Source organism: Rhodococcus sp. IEGM 1406 (assembly GCF_030056745.1).
In the GTDB taxonomy this organism is placed as follows: domain Bacteria; phylum Actinomycetota; class Actinomycetes; order Mycobacteriales; family Mycobacteriaceae; genus Rhodococcus_F; species Rhodococcus_F erythropolis.
This window is the reverse complement of sequence record NZ_JASHKO010000005.1, coordinates 412,980-430,212: the sequence shown is the minus strand read 5'-3', so window position 1 is coordinate 430,212 and position 17,233 is coordinate 412,980. Positions and strand designations below refer to the sequence as shown.

The following is a 17,233-nucleotide window of genomic DNA, read 5'->3' as shown; positions in this document are numbered from 1 at the left end:
CCTTAACCGCGCACGGGGCCGAAGGCCCTAGGTCCAGACCGTGTCGATATCCGTCGCCTCACGCGCCGGCGCAGCGGGCGTCGCGGTGGGCGTGCGCGAGAAGCGCGGTGCGGGAGCATGCTGAGTGACGCCGTCGAGTTCGATGAGCGAACCGCGGGCCGCGATGTGTTCGTTGGACGGAGCCTCGGCGAAAGTCAGGACAGGGGAGACGCAGGCGTCGGTGCCGAGGAAGATCTTGGCCCACTCGTCGCGAGTCTTGGACAAGAACTTTTCGGTGAAGAGCGTCTTCATGTCGTCCCACTTGGACGTGTCCATCTGGTGAGGGAGCGTCGCGGGATCGAGTTCGAGGCCCTCGAGCAACAATGCGTAGAACTGCGGTTCGATGGATCCGACGGCCATGTACTTGCCGTCGGAGGTCTCGTAGGTGTCGTAGAACGGAGCGCCGGTGTCGAGGAGGTTGACGCCGCGCTCGTCGGACCAGACGCCGCGACCGCGGAATGCCCACATCATGTGCGAGAGCGCGAGGGTTCCGTCGACCATCGCCGCGTCGACGACCTGGCCCTTACCGGACGTCGAGCGCTCGACGAGAGCCGACAGAATGCCGAAGATCAGGAACATGGAACCGCCGCCGAAATCGCCGACCATGTTGAGCGGCGGGACGGGGCGTTCACCCTTGCGTCCGATGGCGTTGAGGACACCGGTCAGTGAGATGTAGTTGATGTCGTGACCGGCGGCGTTGGCGAGCGGTCCTTCCTGTCCCCAGCCCGTCATACGGGCGTAAACGAGGCGCGGATTGCGCTCCGACACCACGTCGGGTCCGAGTCCCATGCGTTCCATGACGCCGGGGCGGAAGCCCTCGATGAGGACGTCGGCGCGGCCCAGGAGATCGAGAACCTTGGCGACCTCGTCCGGATCCTTCAGGTTGGCCTCGACGATGCGGCGGCCGCGCTTGATCTGGTCGGTTGCGTTCGAGTCCTGCGGAATCTGCCCTGCGCGCTGCACGATGACGATGTCGGCGCCCATGTCCGCCAAAAGCGTCGCGGCGTGCGGGCCCGGTCCCAATCCAGCGAATTCCACGATCCGAATGCCCGCGAGCGGGCCCTTCTTCTCCACAGCTTCTGCAGACACACGCACTCCCAATTCAGACGGTGACAACACTCCTGACTCGACGGTAACGTGTCGAATCGGTCAGGTGTGCTCCGGGGCACTGTGTCCGCCGAGGGAGGCGCCGATCACTAGACGGCGGCACCCTCGAACTGAGCGTTGTAGAGACGGAAGTACGCGCCCGCAGCTGCGATGAGTTCGTCGTGTGTGCCCTGCTCGACGATCTTGCCCGCCTCCATCACGACGATCAGATCGGCGTTACGGATGGTGGAGAGCCGGTGCGCGATGATGAAGCTGGTGCGCCCGACGCGCAACGCGGACATTGCTTGCTGCACAAGCTGTTCCGTACGTGTGTCGACCGAGCTGGTCGCCTCGTCGAGAATCAGCAGCGACGGCTCCGACAGGAATGCTCGGGCAATCGTGATGAGCTGCTTCTCGCCGGAGCTGATGTTCGATGCCTCCTCGTCCAGCACGGTGTCGTACCCGTCCGGGAGCGTGTGGATGAAGCGGTCGACGAAGGCAGCGCGTGCGGCTTCGTGGATCTCGTATTCACTGGCGTCGAGCCGGCCGTACGCGATGTTATCGCGGATCGTTCCGCCGAAGAGCCAGGTGTCCTGCAGGACCATGCCGACGTGCTTGCGCAAGTCGGAGCGGCGCATCTGCGAGATGTCGACGTCGTCGAGAGTGATTCGGCCCGAGTCGACTTCGTAGAAGCGCATGAGCAGGTTGACCAAGGTGGTCTTGCCGGCACCGGTGGGTCCGACGATGGCGACCATCTGCCCGGGCCGAGCCGTCAGGTACACGTTCTCGATCAACGGCTTGTCCGGCTCGTAGCGGAACGAGACGTTCTCGAACTCGATGTGTCCGACGTTGCGATGGCGTCCGGCAGGCTCGGGCATTAGTGGCACGTCGATGTCGGGCGACTGCTCGGGTTCGTCGAGAAGCTCGAAGACCCGCTCGGCCGACGCTGCTCCGGACTGCAGGCTCGTCGACATGGACGCGATCTGCGTGAGTGGTTGGCTGAACTGGCGCGAATAGACGATGAACGCCTGAACGTCACCGAGTGACATGTTGCCGCTGGCGACCTTGAGTGCGCCGACTACAGCGAGCAGCACGTAGGTGATGTTTCCGACGAAGTTCATGACCGGCATGATCAGGCTGGAGAGGAACTGTGCGCCGAAGGACGCGTCGAGGAGTTTCTTGTTCTGCTCGGCGAATTCACGCTCGGCTTCGGCCTGATGCCCGTACACGCGTACCAGGTCGCGACCGCTGTAGTTCTCTTCGATCTGTGCGTTGATCTTGCCCGTCTCGGTCCACTGAGCCTTGTACAACACCTGTGCACGCTTGGCGACCCTGGCAACGAGGAGCACCGATACCGGCACCGCGATCAGTGCAATCAGGGCGAGCATCGGAGAGATGACGAACATCATCGTCAGGACGCCGAGGACGGTGAGCACCGACGTCAGGAGCGACGTCAACGTCGACGACAACGTCGACGAGATGTTGTCGATGTCGTTGGTGACGCGGCTGAGGATCTCGCCGCGCGGCGTCTTGTCGAAGTATGGAAGGGGGAGACGGTGAAGCTTCGCCTCGACCGATGCACGCAGGTTGTAGATGGTCTTCTGGACGATGATGTTGAGGAGGAATGCTTCCAACCAGGCAAGTAGCGACGAGAGCAAGTACACGACGATCGCGAGCATGACGACTTTGCCGATGGCGTCGAAGTTCAGACCTACACCGGGAACGACGTCGGTCGAGTTGGCGACGAGGTCGGCGAACGTCGAATTTCCTGATGCGCGGATCGCCTCTGCTGCCTGATCGCGGGTCAGTCCGGCGGGCAGGCTCTTGCCGATGAACCCGGCGAAGATGAGGTCTGTCGCGTGACCGAGGATCTTCGGCACCGCGACGGAGAGCGCGATGCTGGCGATCGTCGCAACGACGACACAGACGACCGCAAACTTGTGTGGCTGCAGAAGCGAGAGAAGCCGCTTCATCGTCGCCTTGAAGTGGCGAGGTTTGGTGTCCGTCGCGGTCAGCGCGGGCTTCGGCTCTTTGTCGGGGTTCTCGGGGTTACTCGACTTCGCATCCCCGTCCGCGGATTCAGGTTCGCTCGGGATCTTGGCGAACACCACCGTCGGGGCATCGTCGAAGTACTGGCTGTTGGGGCTGCCCCACGTCGGGTCCTGCGGGCTGGTCATGCGCTCATCTCCGCGGGAATCTGGGAAGCCACGATCTCTTGGTACGTCGGACAGTTGGCCAGGAGGAACTGATGGTCGCCGAGACCGACCGGAGCGCCGTCTTCGAGGACCATGATCTGGTCGGCATCGATGATGGACGCGACGCGCTGCGCGACGATGATGACCGTCGAATGAGTCGAGACCGTGCGGAGTTCGCGTCGGACTGCGGCGTCGGTGTGCATGTCGAGTGCGGAGAACGAATCGTCGAAGACGAAGATCCGGGGTCTGCGGACCACAGCTCTGGCGATGGCGAGACGTTGTTTCTGTCCGCCCGAGAGATTGCCGCCGCCCTGGGCGATCGGAGACTCGAGACCGTCGGAGAGTTCACGGACGAAGTCGTCTGCCTGGGCGATGGTGAGGGCTGCCCAGATGTCGTCGTCGGTGGCGGTCGGGTTTCCGTAGCGGATATTGCTCGCGATCGTGCCGGCGAACAGGTAGGCCTTCTGGGGCACGTATCCGAAGTTGGCGAAGAGTTCGTCCTGATCCCAGCCACGGACGTCCAAGCCGTCGACCAGGACGGCGCCGGCCGTGACGTCGAAGAGTCGGGGGATGAGTGAGACGAGGGTCGATTTGCCACTACCGGTACTGCCCACGATCGCGGTGACCGTTCCTGGCATGCATCGCATCGAGACATTCGACAGGACCGGCGTTTCTGCTCCCGGATACGTGAATCCGGCTCCACCGAACTCGACAACGCCGTAGGGGCTGGTCGGGCGAAGGGGCTGGGCCGGTGCGGGCACGGTCGGCTCGGTGTCGAGTACCTCGGTGATGCGGTCGGCACACACGGCCGCGCGGGGAATCACGACGGCCAACATGGTCGCCATGACCACGGACATCAGGATCTGCATGACGTAGGCGAGGAAGGCGCTGATCTGGCCGATCTGCATGTCTCCGGTATCGACCAGATGCGCGCCGAACCACAGCACCGCGACGCTCGACAGGTTGGCGATCAACATGACGGTGGGCAGCAGAACCGCCTGGTAGCGACCGATGAGGAGCGAGGTGTCGGTCAGTTCCTTGTTGGCTTTGTCGAAGCGGATCGTCTCGTCGGGTTCTCGAACGAAGGCGCGGATGACACGCATACCGGTGAGCTGTTCGCGCAGTGATCGATTGATGTTGTCGATCCGCGTCTGCATCGTCCGGAAATGCGGGATCAGCTTGGCCACCACGACCGAGACGGTGATGCCGAGCAGTGGTACCGAAATCGTCAGGAGCCAGGACATCTGCAGGTTCTCGCGCAGCGCCATGATGATGCCGCCGATACACATCAGTGGGGCGCTGACGAGCATCGAGGAGGTCAGCATGACCAGGGCCTGGATCTGCAGGACGTCGTTGGTGTTCCGTGTGATCAGCGTCGGCGCACCGAAACTGTTGAATTCGCGATCAGAGAAGCTGCCGACGGCCTTGTAAAAGGCGCCTCGAACGTCGTGGCCGAAGCCCATCGACGATTTTGCCGCCAGATAGGTCGATGCGACCGACGCGATGATCGACGCAAGCGAGACCAGCAGCATGATCCCGCCGGTGGACATGATGAATCCGGTGTCGCCTCGGGCGACACCGTCGTCGATGATCCGAGCGTTGAGCGTGGGGAGGACTAACGACGCGATGGCCCCGAAGAGTTGAAGTGCGAGGACCCCGGCAAGCAACCAGCGGTACGGCGGCAGGTACGCCTTGAGGAGTTTTGCTAGCACGACGGTTCCCGGTGAGTTGCTTCGGTTGCCGCTCGTTCGCGATTGATCACAAGCACACGGTATGACAGATCGTGGTCGAGGTTGGCACCGACTCTGACGATTGCATCCATTTGTCCAAATCGAATGTGATGTCCAACACACTTGAATTCGATATTGGTTTCAGGTCACAGGGCCTGAACTGCTGGTTTACACATTGCTCCAATATGTCACGGTCCTTCTTGGATAGAAACAAACTGGACGTACGTATTTAGCTTGGCTACAAAGAGGCGGAGCGAACAAAACGTGCGCCGCGTCATAGATATTCATGCAAGGAGTCACACATGGGATCCCTCGGAAACCTTCTCAAGGCCAACGGCATGGGCTGGGGCATTCTCCAGCTTCTTCCCCTGGTTAACATGCTCAAGACCCTTCAGGGGCTGGACACCGCGAGCTCGAACTCCTGACGTTCGACCACAACAATTCTTCCGAAACAACACAGGAGTAGTCGCATGACCTCAATTCAGAATCTCGACGCCTTCCTCAAGAGCGTTCTCGCATTCGTGACCAAGTTGAACGCGGGATCGGCGGACGGCTCGGGTTCGGCTGGTTCCACTGCCGAGTAATTCTCGGTCCCCACTTCATTTCAACTGCATCCCGACATAAGGAGGCCCGACATGGGTTCATTCGAAGACTTCAGCGGCGTCGTCAAGACGTTCATTCCGGTACTCAAGGACCTGTTCACGGCACTCGGTGGTGGCTCGCTCACCCCGGGCACAGGATCGGCGGCTGACAAGTAAGTCCCGTTTGTCCGAAAGTGTGGCTCGCGGTTGTCTGCGGGCCACACTTTTTGCATTTCAATTGTGAGCTAAATCACATTATGGGATATTTCGAACCGTCTATTTGGCCTCTGAACTGCAATTATGTCAGAAGGTGTTACCGACAGTTCAAGTTGATAGCTATTCGGTAGCTAGACAAGTGTGGGCAGTCAGTCTATAAATGCAGGCAGCGCCAAGTTAGTGCGCTACATCACAGCTCGGGATGTTGTTCGGGGGGCGGTTCAGCCATCCGCGCGGCAGAAGTTTCCCGAACCATCTCGGCCACCGCCTGCGGCCGGAATGGCGCTGGAACATCACACCACCTCACAAACAGGAGAACCTCCTATGTTCGGATCACTCAGCACCCTCGGACCCCTGCTCACCGCGCTCGGAGCTTTCCTCAAGTCCGTTCCCACCGAATCGCTGTCCGGCGAGGGCGAGGGCTCGTCCACCGGTTCACTCTCGGGTCTGTCCAGCGGATCCGCCGAGTAGTCATCCCTTCCGGCAGGTCCATTCGGCTCTGCCAATCGGATTGCATGCAGGTGCCCTCTGTCCACTGTCGTGGCCGGAGGGCACCCGCGTTTGCGGAGATTTTCGTAGTTGCCGTTTTGGCGTGTGAACACAGAACTGTGAGTGGCAGCACCTGCGTACGATGGTTCGACGACATCGGCATACGGTCACCGCGACGTCCGGTGCTCCCGAATTCAGAGGTAGCCGACCGCGAGGTGACGCATGGTAGGGACGAGTCGCTTTCTGCGCCTTCTCCTAGTGCTGGCCGTTGTACTTGCGGCTTCGTTGATCGGCATCCTCACGCGCCCACCAGGTTTGCTCGCGACATTCTGGTGCGCCAACGCCATTCTGCTGGGAATGATGGTCAGATGGCCGGTCCTGATCGAGTGGCCGACGTGGATCGCTGCGGCTGTCGGATACGTCTGCGCTGACCTGATCACCGGCAACTCGCTCTCGCTTGCGGTGCAGTTGAACGGGGCGAACCTCGCCGGAGTCACAGTCGGTGTTCTTGTTCTGTACTACTTGAAGCGCACACCGTTCCGATTGGTCGATTCGCAGTCGCTGGTGTGGATGGTCTTCGTCTCGTTCGTCGCGGCGACTGGTACCGCGGCCACTGCCGGCGCCTTGGACCGGCTCTTACGCGGTCAGTCCTTTACCGACACGTTCTTCCACTGGGGTGCCACCGAGGTCATGGCGTACCTGCTGGTCCTTCCTCTCATTCTCACTCTCACCATCCCGTCGAGCCTTGCCGAGTTCCGCAGCAAACTGACTGCCAAAACTGTCGCCGCTATGAGCGTTCCGCTACTCGCCACTGCAGCCTGCGTGCCGATCGCCCTCAGCATCGAAGGGCCGATCGCGCTGGTCCTTCCGATTCCGGCTCTCCTGTGGTGCGCCACTCGCATCTCGGTTCCGAGCACTGCCTTCGTTTCAGTGGTCTGGTCGGTGTGGTCACTCATGATGGCGGGAAGCGGTCGACTCGATATCGGAGATCAAGCTGCCTCGACGTGGAACGAGGACGTCATCACGTCCATTGCCGTCACGCTGATCGCGTTGGGGCCGATCGCGGTTGCCTGTGCGACCGAGGAACGTCGCGCTGCCGAGCGTGAGCTCTTCCTTGCTGTCGAATTCGACCATCTGACCGGGGTCCTCTCGCGTGGTGCGTTTCTCGGACACGCGGAATCGGAGCTTGCCGCCGCGGCTCGCACACAATCCCCGGTCGGCCTGCTGATGCTCGACCTGGACCACTTCAAGAGCATCAACGACACGCATGGACATATGACCGGTGACAGCGTTCTCGCGAACTTCGCCGAACGGGCCGCTGACCGATTGTCGGACGGCGATCTGATCGGAAGGCTCGGCGGCGAGGAGTTCGCCATTCTGCTTCCGGACTGCAGCTACGCGCGAGCAGTCGATGTGGCCGAGGCGGTCCGCGGCGCGCAAGTCGAGTACTCGGCCGAATCAGAAGTGACGAGCACCGTCAGTGTCGGCGTCGCGTGGGTCGATCATGCGACGCCGACGTTGACCACCCTTATGACCGTCGCGGACGAGGCTCTGTACGAAGCCAAGCGCGCCGGGCGCAACCTCGTGAAAGTGCGCCGGCTCGGCAACGATGCATTGCCGCAACGGAATTCCGAGCCGGATATGGCCACCCGCACCTATCGCAAACCTGACATACCACGAACGATCAGGCGAGGATTTGGCCGCGAAGGTGTGGTGGACGGCCGATAACCGCGCTGACCTGCATCGGGATTGGCATATAGTCGCACCCATGCAGCTTGATTCGACGCCTTCGCCCCTGCCGACGCTTCCGCTCCGATTCGGAACTCCCCTGACCGAGAACTCCATCCGCGTGATGATGTTGGGATCAGGCGAGTTGGGTAAGGAAGTTGTCATCGCGTTGCAGCGTCTTGGCGTCGAAGTGATTGCGGTGGATCGGTATCCCGATGCCCCTGGGCACCAGGTGGCTCATCGTGCGCATACCGTCGACATGACCGATCCGGAAGCGCTGCTTGCCGTCATCGAGTTGGAAAAGCCTCACTTCGTGGTTCCCGAGATCGAGGCCATTGCGACGGATGCGCTTGCACTCGTTGAAGAACGCGGGGCCGCGGTGGTCATTCCCACCGCCCGCGCCACCCAGCTCACGATGAACCGTGAGGGGATCCGTCGGCTCGCGGCCGAGGAGTTGGGCCTGCCCACTTCGCCGTACGCTTTCGCGGACTCGCTTGCCGAAGTGCAGGCAGCGACAGACCGAATCGGTTTCCCGTGCGTCATCAAGCCCGTCATGTCCTCGTCGGGGAAGGGACAGTCGACGGTTCGATCCGCCGAAGATCTCGACGCCGCATGGGATTACGCGATGGCCGGAGGTCGTGTGAATCACGGCCGGGTGATCGTCGAGGGTTTTGTCGATTTCGATTACGAGATAACACAATTGACGGTTCGCGCCGTCGGTGAGAGCGGTCAGGTCGAGACGTCGTTCTGCGAGCCGATCGGGCACCTGCAGGAAGCCGGTGACTACATCGAATCGTGGCAGCCGCAGCAGATGTCTGCAGTTGCCCTCGCCTCGGCCCGAGACGTCGCCGAGAAGGTGACCACGGCTCTGGGCGGGCGAGGCATCTTCGGCGTCGAGCTATTCGTGAAGGGTGACGACGTCTTCTTCTCCGAAGTGAGCCCACGGCCGCACGACACCGGATTGGTGACTCTGCGGACGCAGCGACTTTCGGAGTTCGAGCTGCATGCCCGCGCGATCCTGGGATTGCCGGTCGACACGACGCTCACGGTGCCGGGAGCATCGGCGGTGATCTACGGCGGAATGGAGGCCAAGGGGATCGGATTCGACGGCGTCGCCGAGGCACTCTCGGTTCCCGAGACGGACCTGCGGCTCTTCGGCAAGCCCGAGAGCTTCACGCGTCGTCGCATGGGTGTTGCAGTGTCGACGGCCGCCGATGCGCCGACTGCACGCGCCCGTGCTCGCGAGGCCGCGTCGAAGGTGCGTCCCGTCGGATGAGTCCTGTGGCCGAGGTCCTCGTCGGGCTGGTCATCCTGGTCGGTCTGATCGGTGTCGTCGTTCCGATTCTTCCGGGGACACTTCTCGTTTTCGGTGCAATTCTGGTGTGGGCGATCATGACCGGCGGCGCGACGGCGTGGACGGTGTTCGCGCTGTCCACGCTGGCACTGGTGGTCACCGGGATCGTGAAGTACACCTGGCCAGGCAAGCGGATGAAGTCCGGGGGAGTGCCCAACCTGTCGGTGGTGGTCGGCGGCGTCGTCGGCATCATCGGGTTCTTCGTGATTCCGGTCGTGGGCTTGTTCCTCGGATTCATCGTCGGAACGTATTTCGCCGAACTAGCGCGGCTGCGCCGTTACGACATCGCCTGGTCGTCGACGCTTCACGCGGTGAAGGCAGTCGGATTGTCCATGCTGGTGGAACTGTTCGGAGCGCTGATCGCGGCGGGGCTGTGGCTGGGAGCCGTCGCGTTCACTTGAGCGCAGCGGTACCAGGAGCGGGCGTTGTCGCACATGACCGCGGACAGGTCGTCGCCGACAGCTTCGGCGATCACGTCCAGGTCGTGGACCTCGAACGCTCGACGTGCCCGTGTGCCGGGTAGATCGGTGCCGAACATCAGCGCAGCGGGGTTGACCGCGTGGATCTGGCGAAGCACGTCGCCGACGTCGGAGATGGTGGTGCGGCCGAACCCGGTGGCTTTGACGCGTACCCCGCGGTCGACGAGGTTCAGGAGATACGGCAGTCCGCGGGTGGACATTCCCAAGTGGTCGATGCTCACCGCCGGCAATTTGGCGAAGACGGGTTCCAGCGACAGCAACAGCGTGGCATCGACGTAGAACTCGGCGTGCCAGCCGACCAGATCGAATGCGCGGTTGGCGAGATCGGCGAGTAGACGCAGGTCGGTGGCGCCTCGGCGCAGATTGAATCGGACGGCGCGCACTCCTAGCGCGTCCAGCGCAACGATGTCTTCGTCCGTCGCATCGAGCGGCAAAGCAGTGACGCCCACCCAGCCTTCGCCGAGTTCGGACAAGGCGGCTTTCAGGTATTCCTGGTCATTGCCCTGGTACGACGCGGTCACCACCGCGCCGCCGTCAACACTCAGGCCCTTCAGTGAGGCAAGCCGGGCCCGGTAATCGGCCACGGTGAAGGGCTCAGGCAGGTACCCGTGATTCTCGACCAGCGGGAAGCGCGGGTCGATGATATGCACGTGGGCGTCAAACACGGGGTCTATTTTGCCCTGTTGCCCTGGGTCCCCGCACACACCACCGGCCCGATGTGACCTGGGTCGCGTCGGGCCGGTGGAGGGCTTCTGTTCAGTTACTTCTGCGCACTCAGTTCGCGCGGTCGGGCTCGGACGCCTTCAGCATGTCGTGACGCTCGACGACCTTGATGCGCTCACGGCCTTCGGGCTCGCCCAGGCTGCGCTCGTGCGCGTCGAGGCGGTACCAGCCCTGCCAGGTCGTGTACGGCACCTGCTTGCCTTCGAGGAACTCGATGACGGCGTTCTCGTCGGGGTTCGCGGCGCCGGCGAAGCCGACGGAATCCTCGAGAAGATTCGCGACGGTTTCGTTGGCGTCACCCTTCGTGTGGCCGATGAGGCCGACGGGGCCGCGCTTGATCCAGCCGGTGACGTAGGTGGCCGGCATGAACCGGGCTGCGCCCTCGGCGTTGTCGTCGGCGACGACACGTCCGGCGTCGTTGGGGACGGTGCCCGCCTGGTCGTCGAACGGCAGCTGCGTGACGTTCTGCGAGAGGTAACCGACGGCGCGGTACACGGCCTGGACATCCCAGTCCTTGTACGTGCCGGTGCCCTTGACGTTGCCGGTGCCGTCGAGCTGAGTGCGCTCGGTGCGCAGGCCGACGACCTTGCCGTCTTCACCGAGGATCTCCGTGGGAGATTCGAAGAAGTGCAGGAACAGCTTGTGGGGGCGGGCTCCGACGTCGCGAATTGCCCAGTCCTGCAGCGTATTCGCGACCATGTCGACCTGCTTGGAGTTGCGGCGAGCCTGCTCCGAGCCCTCGTCGTAGTCGATGTCCTCGGGGTCGACGATGACCTCGATGGTCGGGGAATGGTCGAGCTCACGCAGTTCGAGAGGCGTGAACTTGGCCTGGGCCGGGCCACGGCGTCCGAAGACGTGAACCTCGACGGCCTTGTTGTTCTTGAGGCCCTCGTAGACGTTGGCGGGGATCTCGGTCGGCAGCAGTTCGTCGCCGGTCTTGGCGAGGACGCGGGCGATGTCGAGCGCAACGTTGCCCACGCCGAGGACAGCGACCTTCTCGGCTTCGAGCGGCCACGTACGCGGCACGTCGGGGTGGCCGTCGTACCAGGAGACGAAGTCGGCCGCGCCATAGCTGCCGTCGAGTTCGATACCCGGGATGCCGAGCGCGCGGTCGGCGTTGGCGCCGGTCGAGAAGATGACCGCGTCGTAGAACGACTGCAGGTCGTCGAGGGTGATGTCGGTGCCGTAGTCGATGTTGCCGAGCAGGCGGACCTGAGGCTTGTCGAGCACCTTGTGCAGAGCGGTGATGATGCCCTTGATGCGCGGATGATCAGGCGCGACGCCGTAACGAATCAGGCCGAAGGGCGCGGGCATGCGCTCGAAGAGGTCGATGCTGACGCCGCGGCCGGAGACTGCGGTGTCGGATTTCATGAGGGCGTCGGCGGCGTAGATGCCGGCGGGGCCGGCGCCGACGATCGCGACCCGGAGTGGGCGGTTGGAGTCAGTCATCGTGAGGACAGCTACCTTCTTCGAAGTTCGGACAACATATCGACAAGTATCCAATTTAGCCGAACCTAAGCACAGTGCCTCGGTTGCGGCCGAACGGATCCACACTCTCACTCGATCGGTTGTGGGTAAACCTATTCTTTCTTCCCATTCTCCCGTTGTCTCGGGTATTCGGGGTAGGGGCCTGGTCCTTGACGGGCCACAATTTCAAGTTGTGGGGGAGTATTGGCGTTATGAGTGACGAGCTTCGCGAATCCGACAACATCGATGGCAAGAAGGCGTCTGCGGGGCCGTTCCTCTTGGCTGTTGCCATCGTCGCCTTGATTCTGGGTGGAATCTTCGTCGCATCGTGGATCTCGCCGGCCGAGGAGAACGTCACCGAGTCGGACCGCGTGAGCCGCTCCGTCACTGACTACGTCGATGCCGAGAATCGAAATGACGCGGAGACGGTCAAGACCCTGACCTGCGCGAGCTTCAATTCGAGCACTGGTCCGATGGCCGGAGTCGACGGGACGGTCGAACTGAAGGGTGTGGACGGGGTCGTGGTCAACGGCGATCGCGCCCGGGCCGACGTGACGATCACCGGCGGCGGAGCGGGCGAGCGGGTCTCGACCTGGGCCCTGACCCGTGATGGCAACCGTTGGGTCGTCTGTAACTGACGGCCCGCTCAGGCGCTCACGGCAGTCTTGTGAAAACATGGACTACGTGAGTTACGCAGGCGATCTGACGCCGGAGCAAGCCTGGGAGCTGCTCCGCGAAAACCCCGACGCCGTGCTGGTCGACGTGCGGACCGATGCGGAGTGGAAGTACGTCGGTGTCCCCGATGTTTCCTCCCTCGGCAAGCAGGCCGCACTGATCGAATGGGTGAGCCACCCGACCGGCGCGCGCAATGACAACTTCGTCGACCAGTTGAAGGAAGCCGGCATCACCGCCGATTCCTCCGGGTCGGAGCGTCCGGTGATCTTCCTGTGTCGATCCGGACAACGTTCCATCGGTGCGGCGGAAGCTGCGACTGCGGCGGGCATCGGCCCGTCGTACAACGTGCTCGACGGGTTCGAAGGCGCATTGGGTGCCGACGGACATCGCGGACTTGTAGGTTGGCGGGCCATCGGCTTGCCATGGAGGCAGCAGTGAGCGGAATTCCCCAGGGTGGCGCATTTCAACGAGCGCTGCCGGACGACGTCGGTCTCGGCACTCTCGGTGTTCGCGGCGGACTGATGCGCACCGGGTTCGAGGAGACTTCCGAAGCGCTGTTCCTCAACTCCGGATTCGTCTACGAGAGTGCAGAAGCCGCCGAACAAGCCTTCACCGGCGAAGTGGATCATTTTGTCTACTCCCGCTACGGCAATCCGACGGTCAAGATGTTCGAAGAGCGTTTGCGTCTCATCGAAGGCGCAGAAGCGTGCTTTGCGACGGCCAGCGGAATGTCGGCAGTCTTCACGGCGTTGGGCGCACTGTTGGCCAACGGCGACCGATTGGTTGCCGCGCGCAGCCTGTTCGGATCCTGCTTTGTCGTGTGTAACGAGATTCTTCCGCGCTGGGGAGTCGAGGTCGTCTTCGTCGACGGTGAAGACAACGCGCAGTGGGAAGAGGCGCTCTCGGTGCCGACCACTGCCGTGTTCTTCGAGACGCCGTCCAACCCGATGCAGTCCCTCGTCGACGTTCGGCGGGTGTCGGAGCTTGCTCATGCTGCCGGGGCAAAGGTAGTGCTGGACAACGTCTTCGCGACGCCGCTTCTGCAGCGCAGCCTCGATCTGGGCGCCGACGTCGTGGTGTACTCCGGCACCAAGCACATCGACGGTCAGGGCCGCGTGCTTGGTGGCGCGATCCTCGGTACCGAGGAATACATCAGCGGTCCCGTTCGAGAACTGATGCGGCACACCGGTCCTGCGCTCAGTCCATTCAATGCGTGGACTCTGCTCAAGGGCCTGGAGACGATGCCGGTCCGTATTCGGCACTCCGTGGCTTCGGCACTCGAGATCGCCGAATTCCTCGAAGGACACTCCGGCGTCAAGTGGGTCAAGTATCCGTACCTGACGTCGCATCCGCAGCACGAGCTCGCGAAGTCTCAGATGAGCGGTGGCGGAACGGTTGTCACGTTCGAGCTCGATGCGCCTGACGGAGAGGGCAAGAAGCGGGCGTTCGAGGTTCTCAACGGCCTGCGCGTCATCGACATCTCCAACAACTTGGGAGATTCCAAGTCGTTGATCACTCACCCCGCCACGACAACGCACCGGGCCATGGGTCCGGAAGGCCGTGCAGCAGTGGGTCTTACAGACGGCGTTGTCCGTCTGTCCGTCGGGCTCGAAGACACGGCTGATCTGTTGGCTGATCTGAAGCGAGCACTCGGCTGAATCGCTGGAGCGAATTGCCTCGAACTTCCGACGGCAAGGCGTTCTACGGTGCGGGCGTGAGACCCAGTTGTTTGACGTCGATCGTCAACGCCGTCGTATTCAGTGTGAGACCTGAGCTTGTCGTGTCGGTGGGGTAGATCGTGAACAACACCTGCGCCGTCAGATTGGTGTTGTTCAGGGCCGACGTGACCGCGATGAGGTTCGGCGTCGGTGCTGTGCTGTCGTACAGAAGATTGTTGCTCTGATCCGTGACGTACGTGCGAAGGTCGATGTTGGCGGCTGCGAGCCCGCCGCTCAACTTGGTCTTGTCGACTGTCACGTTCGCTTTCAGACGTGGGCCGGTGGCCATCACCTTCGAATCGCAGAAATACGTGTAGTTGAATCCGGGCTTGAGCCGGTAGGTAGTGATGTCCGGGATATATACGAGTGGATTCGGATTGGTGGGCGCGTTGACGTAGACCTGCGAATACCAGCCCCCGCCGCTCGTGGTCACGCATGCTCCCAGATCCAGGGTCCCGGACTGGACAGCGGCGCTTGTCAGGGTCGCACTGTCGGTCCACTTCGCCAATGTGCCCGAACCGCCGAGCAATACGGCTCCGGCCGCGGCAACTGCCATGGCAGCTTTCGTTGTCTTTCTCATCACGGCACCAGCGCCTTGATCTCGTCCGGCAGTTCGCTCGGGGTAGGAGATTCGGCCCAGACTCCCGTTGACGTGTCGATGACGGTGACGCCGCCAGTGGTGATCACATACAACTGATCGGTTCCGGTGAGCCAATGCAGTACAGCGTCGCTGTCAACGGGACCTCGATATACCTCAGCGCCCGATGAATTCGACACGGACACAACCGTTCCGCTGGCAGTCGAGAGCTTCTGGGCGCTGAGACCGGTCGTGGTCGCCGGGGCGTCGACGGGAACCTCGCTCGGGGTGGTCGTAGTTGGTGGCACCGTTGTCGTTGTCGTTGTCGTTGTCGTTGTAGCGGTCGTCGTCTGGGGCGCCGTAGTTGTAGCCGGTGACGAGGTGGTTGTCGACGGTGCAGTTGTGCTGGTGGTTGTCGACGGTGCAGTTGTGCTGGTGGTTGTCACAGCCGGCGCCAATGTCGTGGTGGGCGTGGTGGATGAGGCGGTCGTGGAAGTGACGGCCGTAGTAGGAGTGCTCGGAGCGTCTGCCGCCAGTGCCGGCGCTGCCGATCGACTGAGAGCAGATGTCCCGCTGATCGGACCGCCACACGAGTAGAGCAGGCCGACGAGAATGCTGAATTGGTAGCCGGAGTACGACGGCGTGACCGACGTGCCGCTCAGTCCATGGATTTCGATGTTGTAGGTGCCGACTATGAGCGGGAACGCGACTGTTGTACCGCCCGAGCCGTATCTCATGGAGCCTGTAGTAGACGTTGCGGTGTAGTCATTCGATCCCAACAAGGATCCGTTGCTATCGCGGGCAATTAGACGGTATGAGCTTCCGACAGTCGCGGGCCAGGTGATTGTCACCGCGACCGGAACAACGAGCGCAAAATTCACCGCGCAACTGGCTGTGCTTGGCGACGTGGGAAAGGTTGCAGCAGTGCCGAACTGAATGCTTGTTGCCGTGGCTGTGTCGGTGTACCCCGCCTTGGTACCACCGATCTGGGACACACCGACCACCGTGAGACCGACCGTAGCCAAGGCGACGATGGCCTTGAGGGCATGGGAGTCGCCGCGTATGTCCTGACGATCCCGCTGAGGTTCCTCCGCGTCGGAAGCCTCACGTCGACGGAACGCGATGTACAGCAGTCCTCCGCCGGCAATCGCACCAAGCACAAGCCCACTCGGTCCGGACAGCCAGACAGCCACGTAGCCGAGCCGGTTGATACTGAAGAAGACTCGATCCGCTTCGGTGATGACGTAAGGACCTGGGTCTGTGACGGGATTTGCGTCACCGCGCAGCTGTGCAATTGCAAGATTGTTGCCTTGTTGCTCGATCGTCTCGACACGATGGGTGATGCGCGTGCCTTGGCTGTCGAAGACGCTGACGATGTCACCGACCTGAATTTCTGAAGCAGGCACTGTTCGCGCAAATGCCAGTGCCCCGGTGTTGATCGCGGGAGACATCGATCCACTCTTGAAGATCAGCGGTGAGATGCCGAAGGCCAATCCGGCTATGAAGAGGGCAATGCAAGCAAATCCTGCGAGCGCGCCGAGCGTGAGCAGAATTTCCTGAATCCGAGGTGGCGTCGAGGCTTTCGGTGACATCTTCGTGTGTCGGGACACTGCCATCACACCTTTGCCGTGAACGTCAGGTCGATATTCGACGTGCTGTTCGTCGGCGGTGTCGGTGTTGTCGGAAGCTGCACCGAGACACATAAATTCTCGGTAGCCCCTACCGCCAGTGGGCGGTCGGGGCTACCGATGGCTTGATTCGCGGTGAGTGTCAGCGCGAGCGAGGACACGACGTTGGCGCCGTCAGTGCACTTGTTGGCAACAGTTCCGTTGGAGGAGACCGTCATTCGTAGAGAGGTCGTCAACGCACCACTACTCGTAGACGTGATGGTGTACTTCAGTGGGACAGTTGCCCCTGTGCCGAGGTTGTTGACCTTGATCAGAGCGGTATTCGAATCACCGGGAATCATTCCGGACTTGCCAAGCTCACTGAAATTCAGGGACTTGGTCAGGGTGGGCTGGGCAATGCTGTTCAACTGCAGATTGATCGACCCGGTCGTGATGTTGCCCGAAGTCGCAATCGCCGAAGACGTCCAGGCGGCGAGTGTAGTGACACCGCCGACACCCAGTACCATCCCCAAAGCGAGCAGCGCGCGAAAGCGCGTGCTGGTCAACAG

17 protein-coding genes are annotated in these 17,233 nt (G+C 62.1%); 9 read left to right on the top strand and 8 right to left on the bottom strand.

Going from position 1 to position 17,233, the window contains the following annotated elements; all coding sequences use genetic code 11:
• Positions 1 to 27: 27 nt before the first annotated feature.
• From QM596_RS24030 to QM596_RS24020, 3 genes are all read right to left on the bottom strand, one after another.
• Positions 28 to 1,128 (bottom strand): CaiB/BaiF CoA transferase family protein, encoded by a 1,101-nt coding sequence (locus tag QM596_RS24030; protein WP_283310071.1) that lies wholly within the window; start codon positions 1,126 to 1,128, stop codon positions 28 to 30.
• Positions 1,129 to 1,235: 107 nt separating this feature from the next.
• Positions 1,236 to 3,302, bottom strand: coding sequence for an ABC transporter ATP-binding protein (locus tag QM596_RS24025; RefSeq protein ID WP_019749474.1), 2,067 nt, complete (start codon positions 3,300 to 3,302; stop codon positions 1,236 to 1,238).
• The gene (locus QM596_RS24020; RefSeq protein WP_019749475.1) at positions 3,299 to 5,032 is read right to left on the bottom strand and encodes an ABC transporter ATP-binding protein; all 1,734 of its coding nucleotides are present in this window, start codon (positions 5,030 to 5,032) and stop codon (positions 3,299 to 3,301) included. The genes QM596_RS24025 and QM596_RS24020 overlap by 4 nt, the downstream gene beginning before the upstream one ends.
• A gap of 320 nt (positions 5,033 to 5,352) precedes the next feature.
• Here QM596_RS24020 and QM596_RS24015 point away from each other — a divergent pair, with 320 nt between their 5' ends.
• The 6 genes from QM596_RS24015 (at position 5,353) to QM596_RS23990 (ending at position 9,819) form a co-directional block, all read left to right on the top strand.
• Positions 5,353 to 5,475 carry a hypothetical protein gene (locus tag QM596_RS24015; RefSeq protein WP_003944443.1) on the top strand — a complete coding sequence of 41 codons (123 nt, stop codon included), beginning with the start codon at positions 5,353 to 5,355 and terminating at the stop codon, positions 5,473 to 5,475.
• A 210-nt stretch (positions 5,476 to 5,685) separates the two neighbouring features.
• Entirely contained in the window at positions 5,686 to 5,808 is a 123-nt protein-coding gene (locus QM596_RS24010; protein ID WP_019749478.1) for a hypothetical protein, read from the top strand.
• A 363-nt stretch (positions 5,809 to 6,171) separates the two neighbouring features.
• Positions 6,172 to 6,318 carry a hypothetical protein gene (locus QM596_RS24005; protein ID WP_003944356.1) on the top strand — a complete coding sequence of 49 codons (147 nt, stop codon included), beginning with the start codon at positions 6,172 to 6,174 and terminating at the stop codon, positions 6,316 to 6,318.
• 240 nt (positions 6,319 to 6,558) lie between these two features.
• Entirely contained in the window at positions 6,559 to 8,064 is a 1,506-nt protein-coding gene (locus tag QM596_RS24000; protein ID WP_238077012.1) for a GGDEF domain-containing protein, read from the top strand.
• Between the two features lie 40 nt (positions 8,065 to 8,104).
• On the top strand, positions 8,105 to 9,340 hold the full coding sequence (gene purT / locus QM596_RS23995; protein ID WP_182262734.1) for a formate-dependent phosphoribosylglycinamide formyltransferase: 1,236 nt from the start codon (positions 8,105 to 8,107) through the stop codon (positions 9,338 to 9,340).
• Positions 9,337 to 9,819, top strand: a complete 483-nt coding sequence (locus QM596_RS23990; protein ID WP_019749482.1) for a DUF456 domain-containing protein — start codon at positions 9,337 to 9,339, stop codon at positions 9,817 to 9,819. The genes purT and QM596_RS23990 overlap by 4 nt, the downstream gene beginning before the upstream one ends.
• Here QM596_RS23990 and QM596_RS23985 read toward each other — a convergent pair.
• Entirely contained in the window at positions 9,723 to 10,562 is an 840-nt protein-coding gene (locus tag QM596_RS23985) for an amidohydrolase family protein (protein ID WP_024487914.1), read from the bottom strand. The genes QM596_RS23990 and QM596_RS23985 overlap by 97 nt on opposite strands.
• Positions 10,563 to 10,671: 109 nt before the next feature.
• Positions 10,672 to 12,069, bottom strand: coding sequence for an FAD-dependent oxidoreductase (locus QM596_RS23980; RefSeq protein ID WP_019749484.1), 1,398 nt, complete (start codon positions 12,067 to 12,069; stop codon positions 10,672 to 10,674).
• Positions 12,070 to 12,299: 230 nt separating this feature from the next.
• Here QM596_RS23980 and QM596_RS23975 point away from each other — a divergent pair, with 230 nt between their 5' ends.
• The 3 genes from QM596_RS23975 to QM596_RS23965 are packed head-to-tail and all read left to right on the top strand — an operon-like array spanning position 12,300 to position 14,420.
• Entirely contained in the window at positions 12,300 to 12,725 is a 426-nt protein-coding gene (locus QM596_RS23975) for an Rv0361 family membrane protein (RefSeq protein ID WP_019749485.1), read from the top strand.
• 46 nt (positions 12,726 to 12,771) lie between these two features.
• Positions 12,772 to 13,200 (top strand): rhodanese-like domain-containing protein, encoded by a 429-nt coding sequence (locus tag QM596_RS23970; RefSeq protein ID WP_007726822.1) that lies wholly within the window; start codon positions 12,772 to 12,774, stop codon positions 13,198 to 13,200.
• On the top strand, positions 13,197 to 14,420 hold the full coding sequence (locus QM596_RS23965; protein ID WP_172403504.1) for an O-succinylhomoserine sulfhydrylase: 1,224 nt from the start codon (positions 13,197 to 13,199) through the stop codon (positions 14,418 to 14,420). Before QM596_RS23970 ends, QM596_RS23965 begins: the two co-directional genes overlap by 4 nt.
• 43 nt (positions 14,421 to 14,463) lie before the next feature.
• Here the strand turns inward: QM596_RS23965 and QM596_RS23960 are convergent, their stop codons facing one another.
• The 3 genes from QM596_RS23960 to QM596_RS23950 are packed head-to-tail and all read right to left on the bottom strand — an operon-like array spanning position 14,464 to position 17,230.
• Complete coding sequence (locus QM596_RS23960) at positions 14,464 to 15,060, bottom strand: alternate-type signal peptide domain-containing protein (RefSeq protein WP_047269470.1); 597 nt, start codon at positions 15,058 to 15,060, stop codon at positions 14,464 to 14,466.
• A complete protein-coding gene (locus QM596_RS23955) occupies positions 15,060 to 16,667 on the bottom strand; it encodes a signal peptidase I (protein ID WP_283310064.1) in 1,608 nt (535 codons plus the stop codon). Before QM596_RS23955 ends, QM596_RS23960 begins: the two co-directional genes overlap by 1 nt.
• A 5-nt stretch (positions 16,668 to 16,672) precedes the next feature.
• Entirely contained in the window at positions 16,673 to 17,230 is a 558-nt protein-coding gene (locus QM596_RS23950; RefSeq protein ID WP_283310062.1) for a SipW-dependent-type signal peptide-containing protein, read from the bottom strand.
• Positions 17,231 to 17,233 lie beyond the last annotated feature (3 nt).

Excerpts from the sequence above, each read along its gene's own strand:
- QM596_RS24005 (WP_003944356.1), top strand. The coding sequence starts at position 6,172 with ATGTTCGGATCACTCAGCACCCTCGGACCCCTGCTCACCGCGCTCGGA.
- QM596_RS24010 (WP_019749478.1), top strand. The coding sequence starts at position 5,686 with ATGGGTTCATTCGAAGACTTCAGCGGCGTCGTCAAGACGTTCATTCCG.
- QM596_RS23975 (WP_019749485.1), top strand. The coding sequence starts at position 12,300 with ATGAGTGACGAGCTTCGCGAATCCGACAACATCGATGGCAAGAAGGCG.
- QM596_RS23990 (WP_019749482.1), top strand. The coding sequence starts at position 9,337 with ATGAGTCCTGTGGCCGAGGTCCTCGTCGGGCTGGTCATCCTGGTCGGT.
- QM596_RS24015 (WP_003944443.1), top strand. The coding sequence starts at position 5,353 with ATGGGATCCCTCGGAAACCTTCTCAAGGCCAACGGCATGGGCTGGGGC.
- QM596_RS24025 (WP_019749474.1), bottom strand. The coding sequence starts at position 3,302 with ATGACCAGCCCGCAGGACCCGACGTGGGGCAGCCCCAACAGCCAGTAC.
- QM596_RS24000 (WP_238077012.1), top strand. The coding sequence starts at position 6,559 with ATGGTAGGGACGAGTCGCTTTCTGCGCCTTCTCCTAGTGCTGGCCGTT.
- purT (WP_182262734.1), top strand. The coding sequence starts at position 8,105 with ATGCAGCTTGATTCGACGCCTTCGCCCCTGCCGACGCTTCCGCTCCGA.
- QM596_RS23980 (WP_019749484.1), bottom strand. The coding sequence starts at position 12,069 with ATGACTGACTCCAACCGCCCACTCCGGGTCGCGATCGTCGGCGCCGGC.
- QM596_RS23960 (WP_047269470.1), bottom strand. The coding sequence starts at position 15,060 with ATGAGAAAGACAACGAAAGCTGCCATGGCAGTTGCCGCGGCCGGAGCC.